At 72.6% G+C, this 9,116-nt stretch carries 6 protein-coding genes and 1 pseudogene; 3 read left to right on the forward strand and 4 right to left on the reverse strand.

The window, feature by feature from the left end:
• Window positions 1-14 precede the first annotated feature (14 nt).
• Together JNW91_RS09000 and JNW91_RS09005 are read right to left on the reverse strand one after the other, a co-directional pair.
• Window positions 15-1,994: an acetoacetate--CoA ligase gene (locus tag JNW91_RS09000; RefSeq protein WP_203174429.1), complete on the reverse strand. Its 1,980-nt coding sequence runs from the start codon at window positions 1,992-1,994 to the stop codon at window positions 15-17.
• A gap of 142 nt (window positions 1,995-2,136) precedes the next feature.
• Complete coding sequence (locus JNW91_RS09005) at window positions 2,137-2,655, reverse strand: acyl-CoA thioesterase (protein WP_203174430.1); 519 nt, start codon at window positions 2,653-2,655, stop codon at window positions 2,137-2,139.
• A 23-nt stretch (window positions 2,656-2,678) separates the two neighbouring features.
• Between JNW91_RS09005 and JNW91_RS09010 the strand changes: the two genes are divergently transcribed.
• Entirely contained in the window at window positions 2,679-3,350 is a 672-nt protein-coding gene (locus tag JNW91_RS09010) for a hypothetical protein (RefSeq protein ID WP_203174431.1), read from the forward strand.
• Between the two features lie 32 nt (window positions 3,351-3,382).
• Here JNW91_RS09010 and JNW91_RS09015 read toward each other — a convergent pair whose 3' ends face one another.
• A complete protein-coding gene (locus tag JNW91_RS09015) occupies window positions 3,383-4,675 on the reverse strand; it encodes a Bcr/CflA family efflux MFS transporter (RefSeq protein WP_238424633.1) in 1,293 nt (430 codons plus the stop codon).
• Window positions 4,676-4,860: 185 nt separating this feature from the next.
• Window positions 4,861-6,030 carry an acyl-CoA dehydrogenase family protein gene (locus JNW91_RS09020; RefSeq protein WP_203174432.1) on the reverse strand — a complete coding sequence of 390 codons (1,170 nt, stop codon included), beginning with the start codon at window positions 6,028-6,030 and terminating at the stop codon, window positions 4,861-4,863.
• A gap of 250 nt (window positions 6,031-6,280) precedes the next feature.
• Here JNW91_RS09020 and JNW91_RS09025 point away from each other — a divergent pair, with 250 nt between their 5' ends.
• Both JNW91_RS09025 and JNW91_RS09030 read left to right on the forward strand, forming a co-directional pair.
• Window positions 6,281-7,708: a UDP-glucose dehydrogenase family protein gene (locus tag JNW91_RS09025; protein WP_203174433.1), complete on the forward strand. Its 1,428-nt coding sequence runs from the start codon at window positions 6,281-6,283 to the stop codon at window positions 7,706-7,708.
• Between the two features lie 150 nt (window positions 7,709-7,858).
• Window positions 7,859-9,116, forward strand: a pseudogene (locus JNW91_RS09030) (SCO7613 C-terminal domain-containing membrane protein); the annotation flags it as partial.

Here is a 9,116-nt window from a genome sequence, read left to right on the forward strand (position 1 = left end):
CGATCGGGCGGGGGTTAGGCCGGGGTTTGGGTGGGGGCTCGGCGTTGAGCCAGGGCGGCGAACGCGGTCAGGGACTCGGGGTTGGCCAGGGCGCCCTTGGCCGCGGCGCGGTCGACCGGGGTGCCGGTGAGGATCTTCTTGACCGGGACCTCCAGCTTCTTGGCCGACAGGGTCCGTGGCACCGCGCGTACCTGGTGGATCTCGTCGGGCACGTGCCGAGGCGACAGCGCGGTCCGTAGTTCCCGGGAGATCTTCGCGCGCAGCGGGTCGTCCAGCTCCAGCCCCTCGGCCAGCACCACGAAGAGCAGCAGTTCGCCGGCGCCGCCCTCGTCGTCCTCCAGGTGCACGACGACGGAGTCGACGACCTCGTCGAGGCCCTCGACCACCGAGTAGAACTCGGCGGTGCCCAGGCGTACCCCACCACGGTTGAGGGTGGCGTCGGAGCGCCCGGTGATCACGCAGCCGCCCCGCTCGTTGATGGTGATCCAGTCACCGTGCCGCCAGACGCCCGGATAGACGTCGAAGTACGCCTCGGAGTAGCGGACGCCGTCCGGGTCGTTCCAGAACCCGACCGGCATGCTCGGCATCGGCTCGGTGATCACCAGCTCACCCAGCTCGCCGATCACCGGCGTGCCGTCGGCGGAACGGGCCTCCACCTTCGCGCCCAACGCCCGGCAGGCGATCTCACCGGCGTACACCGGCAGCAGCGGCACCCCGCCGACGAAGCCGGTGCACACGTCGGTGCCGCCGGAGAGCGACTGGAGCTGCACACGGTCGCTGACGGTCTCGTACACCCAGTGGAAGCCCTCGGCGGGCAGCGGCGCACCGGTGGAACCGACGCCGCGCAGCGCGGACAGGTCGGCGACCTCGCGGGGCACCAGGCCGGCCTTGCGGCAGGCCAGCAGGAACGGCGCGGAGGTGCCGAAGTACGTGGTGCCGGTCTCCGCCGCGAGCCGCCACAGCCCACCGAGGTCGGGGTGGCCCGGGTTGCCGTCGAAGAGCACGATGCTCGCGCCGACCGCCGGCCCGGACACCAGGAAGTTCCACATCATCCAGCCGGTGGTGGTGAACCAGAAGAACCGGTCGGACGGGCGCAGGTCGTGGTGCAGGGCGAGCATCTTCAGGTGCTCCAGCAGGATGCCGCCGTGGCCGTGCACGATCGGCTTCGGCAGCCCGGTGGTGCCCGAGGAGTACAGCACGTACAGCGGGTGGTCGAACGGCACCGGCGTGAACACCAGCGGCTCGTCGGTGGGCGCGGCCAGGTCGGTCCAGTCGAGTACGCCGTCCGGCGCGGCCGTCGGTTCGAGGTAGCCGATGCTGACGGTGTGCCGCAGCGACGGCAGGGCGGCCCGGATGGCGGCGACCTCGGGGCGCCGGTCCACCGGCTTGTCGCCGTACCGGTAGCCGTCCACGGCGACCAGCACGGTCGGCTCGATCTGCTGCCACCGGTCGGTGACACTGCGGGTGCCGAATTCGGGCGCACAGGACGAGAAGATCGCCCCCAGGCTGGCGGTGGCCAGCAGCAGGACGTACGTCTCGGGAATGTTCGGGGCGTACGCCGCCACCCGGTCCCCGGCGGTGACGCCGAGCCGGCGTAGCCCGGCGGACACCCGGCGGACCTGCTCGCGCAGCTCCCCGGCGGTCAGCGTGACCGGCGCACGGGTCTGGCCGTGCGCGATCACCACCGGGTCGTCGTCGGCGCGGCCCGGCATCCGCAGCACGTTCTGCGCGTAGTTGAGCGTGGCCCCGGGGAACCAGCGCGCCCCGGGCATCCCCCGCTCGGCCAGGGTGGCGGTCGGTGGGGTGTGCGCGATGACCTCGAAGTGATCCCAGATCGAGCGCCAGAAGCCGTCCAGGTCGGTGACCGACCAGTGCCACAGCGCGTCGTAGTCCGCGAAGTCCAGCCCGCGGTGCTCCCGCAGCCAGCGCAGGTAGTCGCCGATCCGGGACCGCTCGCGTACGTCCGCTGGCGGCGCCCACAGCATGTCACCCACTGCTCCACCCTCCCCTGGCCCGGCACGACACTGTGAATGGGCCGTGGCGCCATCTTGCCCTACCTCGAAGCGCCATTCTGCGCACCGGGTGCGGCGACCGACGCGTGCCCGGCCCACACTCCACCTGGCCAACCCATGTGGTTCAGCCGGCGCGGTGGGCCTGGATGGCGCGACGGCGGGCCAGGCGGTGTGCGCGGCGGATCTCCGCCTCCCGGTACCGGCGCTCGTCCTCCGGCGTCTCCGGCAGCACCGGGCGGACCACCCGTGGCGCCCCGCCCACGTCCACGCCGACGAAGACCAGGTACGCGGTGGCCACCCGCACCGGCGCGTCCTCGGCGGAGTCCCACCGTTCGGCGACCACCCGTACGCCCACCTCCATCGAGGTCTGTCCGGTCCAGTTCACCTGGGCGTGTGCGTGCACCAGGTCACCGACTCGGACCGCCTCGGAGAAGACGATCTCGTCGATCGCCGCCGTGACCGCCGTACCGCCGCTGTGCCGGGCGGCCGCGGCTCCCGCCACGTCGTCGACGAACTTCATCAGAACCCCGCCGTGCACGGTGCCGTAGAGGTTCACGTCGACGGCGGTCATGATCTTGCTGAGGGTGACGCGGGAGTACGACGTCGGCTTGCCGGTCGGAGCGGCGGAGAGGTGCTCGGTCATGCCGGAAACGGTACGGTGCGCGGATGCGACATCTCTGGAGCTTCCTCGCCGGGCTGGTGGTGGCGCCCATCACCTGGGTGCTGGTCACACTCGGGCAGGACGGGTCGAGCCGGACGGTCGACCGCTGGGTGGAGATCGGGACCTTCAACACCGCCAACCTGATCGAGCCAGCCGTCTACCTCGGTGTCGGCGGTGTCCTGCTGGGTCTGCTCGGCACGCTGCGCTTTTCGCCGCTGGGCCCGCTGGTTGCCGGGCTGCTGCTGGTCATTCCGTACGTCGGGATGTTCGTGGCACCCTTCGAGGTGCGGGACGCGGTCCCGCAGGACTGGAAGGTGTTCGGCGATCCGCTGCCGCTTCGGCTGCCGGTGGAGAACGGCACGCTCTTCCTGATCGGCATGCTGCTGCTGATGGCGACGTTCAGCGGGCAGCGCTGGCGGCGGTGGCCAGAGCCCGCGACCGTGCCGGCCGAGGCGCCCGCGGCGGAGCCGTCGGACGGCCCCCGCAGCGACAACTTCACCCTGACCGACTGGCCGCCCGCGGAGCCCGCCGAGCGTGACGCCGCTCCGCTCACCCTCGGTTACCCGGCCGACCCGACGCCGACGGAGCCGCTGCCGCGCCGGGTGGGCGGCGAGTCGCCGTGGTCCGCGCCACCGCGTGGCCAGTCGCACCCCGAGGACACCACCGAGATCCGCTGATCGTCGGGCGGGCCGGGGAACCGGCCCGCCCCCTAGTGCAGGGCGACGGCCAGGTCCGGGTCGACCGCGCCGAGGGTGGCGCGGGGCACGACCAGGACCATGACCGCCAGCGCCGCGGCCATGCCGCCCGCGACGACGACCGCCATCGGTACGCTCCCCGTGCCGAACAGGCCGGCGAGGGGCGCCGACAACGCGCCGATGCCGAACTGCACGGCCCCGAGCAGCGCCGCGGCGGTCCCGGCGGCCTCGCTGTGCCGGCTCATGGCCAGCGCCGGAGCGTTCGGCAGGGCCAGGCCGGCGGCGGCCAGGACGAGCCACAGTGACGCGAGCAGGGTGCCCAGCCCACCGAGCCCGGTGACGGCGAACAGGACCAGCAGCAGCCCCGCCGCCGTTCCGGCGATCAGGGCGCTGACCAGGATCTGCTGCGGGGTGTAGCGGCGCAGCAGCCGGACGTTGAACTGGGTGGCCGCGATCAGGCCGACGGCACCGGCCCCGAAGGCCAGGCCGAACTGCTGCTCGTCGAGGCCGTACTGGTCCTGGAGGACGAAGGACGACCCGGACACGTACGCGAACAGGGACGCCATGGCCAGCCCGGCGACCAGCACCAGGCCGACGAAGGCCCGGTCGTTGAGCAGTCCCCGGTAGTCGCGCAGCGTCGCGGCCAGCCCACCGTGTCGGCGGCGCGCCACCGGAAGCGTCTCCGGCAGTCGCAGCGCGGCGACGACGATCAGCAGGGCGCCCAGCACCGCCAGCGCCGCGAAGACGCCCCGCCACTCGGTCCAGCGCAGCAGGCCGCTGCCCAGCGTCGGCGCGAGGATCGGCGCCAGACCCATCACCAGCATCAGCCGGGAGAAGATCCGCGCGAAGGATGCGCCGCTGAACAGGTCCCGGACGACCGCCGTGGCGACCACGGTGGCGGCCGCGACGCCGAGACCCTGGAGTACGCGCAGCGTGCCGAGGACGGCGATGTTGGGTGCGAAGACGCACAGCACGGAGGCCACGATGTGCGCGGCCAGGCCGGCGAGCAGCGGCAGGCGCCGGCCGACCACGTCGGAGAGCGGCCCGATCAGCAACTGGCCGAGCGCGAGGCCGAGCAGCGTGCCGGTCAACGTCAACTGCACGGCGGTCTCGGTGGTCTGCAGGCCGGCCGTGATGGCGGGCAGCGCCGGCAGGTACATGTCGATGGTCAGCGGGCCGATCGCGATCAACGCGCCCAGCACGAGGACGAGTTGGAGTCGTTGGCGGTTGCTCATCAGGTCACCGGGCAGCACGTCCTGCTCGGGGGCGGAATGTGGGCCGGTCTTCTCCACCAGCTGCTTCATCATCTCGATCTCTCTGCGGAGGGTCGTACGTCGTGGGGCGAGCGGTGGTGTCGATCGGTCTCGGTGATTCTCCCGTGCGGACAACGTCGCAGACCCCTGTGACATCCCCACTGTGTGGGGACTCACGCGCACGACGAACGCCCCACCGCCAGCGCGGCGGTGGGGCGGGGGGCGCGATCGGGTGGCGGCTAGACGGCGCCGGCGAGCAGTTGACGTGCCATGACGATGCGCTGCACCTGGTTGGTGCCCTCGTAGATCTGGGTGATCTTGGCGTCCCGCATCATCCGCTCGACCGGGTAGTCCCGCGTGTAGCCGTAGCCGCCGAGCAGCTGCACCGCGTCCGTGGTGATCTCCATGGCGGCGTCGGAGGCGAAGCACTTGGCCGCCGCGCCGAAGTAGGTCAGGTCGGCGTCGCCGCGCTCGGACTTGCCGGCCGCGGCGTAGGTGAGCTGCCGGGCCGCCTCCAGCTTCATGCCCATGTCGGCGAGCATGAACTGGACGCCCTGGAACTCGGCGACCGCCTTGCCGAACTGCCGGCGCTCGGCCACGTACCCCTTGGCGTAGTCGAGCGCGCCCTGCGCGATCCCGACGGCCTGCGCGGCGATGGTCACCCGGGTGTGGTCCAGGGTCCTCATGGCGGTGCCGAAGCCGGTGCCCTCCGCGCCGATGATCCGGTCCGCCGGAATCCGCACGTTGTCCAGGTAGACCTCGCGGGTGGGCGAGCCCTTGATGCCGAGTTTCTTCTCCGGGGCGCCGAAGCTCACCCCGGGATCGGACTTCTCGACGACGAAGGCCGAGATGCCCCGGGAGCGGGCGGCCGGGTCGGTGACGGCGAAGACGGTGTAGAACTCGGACACGCCGGCGTTGGTGATCCAGCGCTTCACGCCGTTGAGCACCCAGTGATCCCCGTCACGTACGGCCCGGGTGGTCATCGACGCCGCGTCGCTGCCCGCCTCCGGCTCGGAGAGGCAGTACGAGAACATGGCGTCGCCGGCCGCGACCGGCGTCAGGTAGCGGCGCTTGAGCTCCTCCGAACCGGACAACAGCAGCGGCATCGTGCCGAGCTTGTTCACCGCCGGGATGAGTGAGGAGGACGCGCAGGCGCGGGCCACCTCCTCGATCACGATGGCGGTGGCCAGCGCGTCCGCGCCCGCCCCGCCGTACTCCTCGGGGATGTGCGGTGCGTGGAAGTCGGCCGCCCGCAGCGCGTCGTAGGACGCCTTGGGGAACTCGCCGGTCTCGTCGGCCTCGGCGGCGTGCGGGGCCACCTTGGCCGCGCAGACCTCACGGACCGCCTCCCGGATCGCCTGGTGCTCTTCGGGCAACCGATAGACGTCGAACGACTCGCCTGCGGCCATGTCGGCCCCTCCCCTTCACCGCTATCATGCGCAGTCTGTGACGTCTCCTGACCGCCGACCGCGCAGACTGAAGACTAGCGACTGCAGTTCAGGTGATGTTACCGGCGCGTAGGTATGGGCATGACGGAGCACCCACGCCGCTGGGCGATGATGGAAGACAGACAGTGAGCCACCCCTCCGGTGCCCGCCCAGGCGCCGCAGCAGAATGCGACGCGACGACGCGCCGCCAGTGCGAGCGGAGAAGACAGGCGTGACGATCCCCTACCCCACCATCCAGCCGACCCCCGCCATCGCCGCGGTGACGCCGCCCTCGGGCGCACCTCGGCCGCGGGTGACGTTCCTGGGGACCGGATACCTCGGTGCGACGTACGCCATCTGCTACGCCGAGCTGGGCTACGAGGTGCTCGGGTTCGACGTCGACGCCGACAAGATCGCGATGCTGAACGCCGGGCAGGTGCCGATCCACGAGCCCGGCCTGGACGAGCTGCTCAAGCGCAACCTCGCCGCCGGTCGCCTGCGGTTCAGCACCGACATCGCCGAGACCGCCGAGTTCGGTGACGTGCACTTCATCTGCGTCGGCACCCCGCAGCGGGCCGGCGGGATGGGCGCCGACCTGTCGTACGTCGAGGCGTCGGTCACCAGCCTGGCGCAGCACCTGACCCGCAAGGCGCTGATCGTCGGCAAGTCCACCGTGCCGGTGGGCACCGCCGAGTGGGTGGAGCAGCTGGTCGGCAAGCACACCCCCAACGACCTGGGCGTCGAGGTGGCGTGGAGCCCCGAGTTCCTCCAGGAGGGCTTCGCCGTCGACGACGTCCTGCGCCCCAACCGGATCGTGGTCGGCGTGAAGAGCGAGTGGGCCAACGGCATGCTCTACGCCGCGCACAAGGGCGTCTTCGACCTGGCCGCCACCGAGGACCGCGAGGTGCCCCTGGTGGTCACCGACTTCGCGACCGCCGAGCTGGTCAAGGTCGCCGCGAACGCCTTCCTCGCCACCAAGATCTCCTTCATCAACGCGATGGCCGAGGTCTGCGAGGCCTCCGGCGGCGACGTCACCCAGCTGGCCCGGGCCATCGGGTACGACCCGCGCATCGGCAACCGGTTCCTCCAGGCCGGCCTCGGCTTCGGCGGCGCCTGCCTGCCCAAGGACATCCGCGCCTTCCAGGCCCGGGCGCAGGAGCTGGGCGCCGGCGAGGCGCTGCGCTTCCTGCACGAGGTCGACCTGATCAACCTGCGCCGCCGCACCCGGGTCCTCCAGCTCGCCGCGGACCTGCTCGGCCGCCGCTCCGGGCCGGCCGGTCCGGACTTCTCCGGCACCCGGATCGCCGTGCTGGGCGCCACCTTCAAGCCCAACACCGACGACGTCCGCGACGCCCCGGCGCTCGCCGTCGCCGCGCTGCTCCAGAAGGCCGGCGCCGACGTGCACGTGTACGACCCGCAGGGCAGCGAGAACGCCCGCCGCGCCGTGCCCGAGCTGACCTACGAGGCCGGCATCAACGAGGCGGTCGCCGACGCCGACCTGGTCTGCGTTCTCACCGAGTGGGCCGACTTCCGCAACGCCGACCCGGTCGCCCTGGGCGAGCTGGTCGCCGGCCGCAAGGTCGTCGACGGCCGCAACTGCCTCGACTCCACACTGTGGACGCAGGCCGGCTGGGAGTACCGGGGCATGGGCCGACCCTGACCGATCCGACGTTCACGGCCGGTCGCGGAGCGCTCTCCGCGGCCGGCCGTTGTCGTTGTTTGCCCCGGACCCGCCGACAAGAGTCGAAATCCGCGCCAGCTTTGGGCATGCTGCGACAGTGGGAGTCCACAGTGCGGGCGGAGGGGTGTCGTGGCGACCTTTCAGTGCTCCTCGTGCGGTCGGGAGATCAAGCCGGCCGTCCGCTGTCCGCACTGCGGCGCCGATCAGCCGCAGTGGGTCGAGCACCTGGCGGACATCGAGCGCTCGATCGCGGAGATGAAGGCGCGCGACGCCGCCATCGCCCGGGAGCAACGGCAGATCGCCGCCAAGATGCAGGCCGCGCTCTTCCAGCGGGACATCCTCGCGCACGCCGGTGAGGAACGGATCAAGCAGGCCACGCGGCCCCGCCGGGTGCTGCGTCGCCGCCCCGGCCGCCGCCCGCCGACCGCCACCACCGGCGCCCCGCCGCGGGTGCCCCGCCAGGGCACACCGCCCGCACCGGAGGATCCGCCGCCGCCCCCGCCCCGGCCGTCCTGGCTGGACGCCGACGACCCGGAGCATCCACCGGAGGCGTCGTCGCGGGAGGTGCAGAACATCCCGCTCGGGCTGGGCGCGCTGCTGCTCGGCGTGGCCGCGGTGGTCTTCGCCGCGGTGGCGACCAGCTCGATGGACGCGCTGGCCCGGCTCGGCATCCTGCTCCTCGCCACCGCGCTGATGCTGCTCGCCCCGCCGGCACTGGCCCGGCGCGGGCTCACCTCGACCGCCGAGACGATCTCTGCGGTCGGCCTGCTGCTGGTGCCGTTGGCCGGCAACGCGCTCTGGGCGGTGGACCGGGTCGGCGTCACCGGAGCGGTCTTCGCGGGGGTGATCTTCGCGGTCACCGCTGCCGTGGCGTTCGGGTACGCCCGGTGGACGGGTCTGCGCGTACCCCGGTTCGCCACCGTGCTCGCCGCGCAGCCGGTGCTGCCCCTGCTGGCGTACGACCGGGTCACCGGGCCCGCCGGCTGGGCCCTGGTGCTCACCCTGGTCGCCGTCTTCGACCTGTGGCTGACCCGCTCCGGGGTGGCGGTCGGCAGCCCGTCCGGCAGGACCTGCCGGACCCGGTCACGCCGCCGACACCCGGCCAACGCGGCACCGACAGCCGACCCGAGGGCGCTCCGGAGGAAGCCGCCGAGGTGGTCGACGCCCACCCCGGGTCCGCCGACATCCGACCGACCCGCCCGGTGCCCGGGCTGCGCGAGCTGATCTGGCTGCTGCACGCGGCGGCGGTCGCTGTAGCCCTCGCGTACGCGGTCACCGCCCTGCTCCGGGCGCAGACCGTGCCGACGGCGGTCGGCGCCGGGGCGGCGCTGCTGCTGGCCGCCGCGGTCGGGCTGGCCGGCGCGCTGGTGCTGCGGCGTCCGCCGCT

Source organism: Micromonospora parastrephiae, assembly GCF_016802865.1.
Lineage (GTDB): Bacteria > Actinomycetota > Actinomycetes > Mycobacteriales > Micromonosporaceae > Micromonospora > Micromonospora parastrephiae.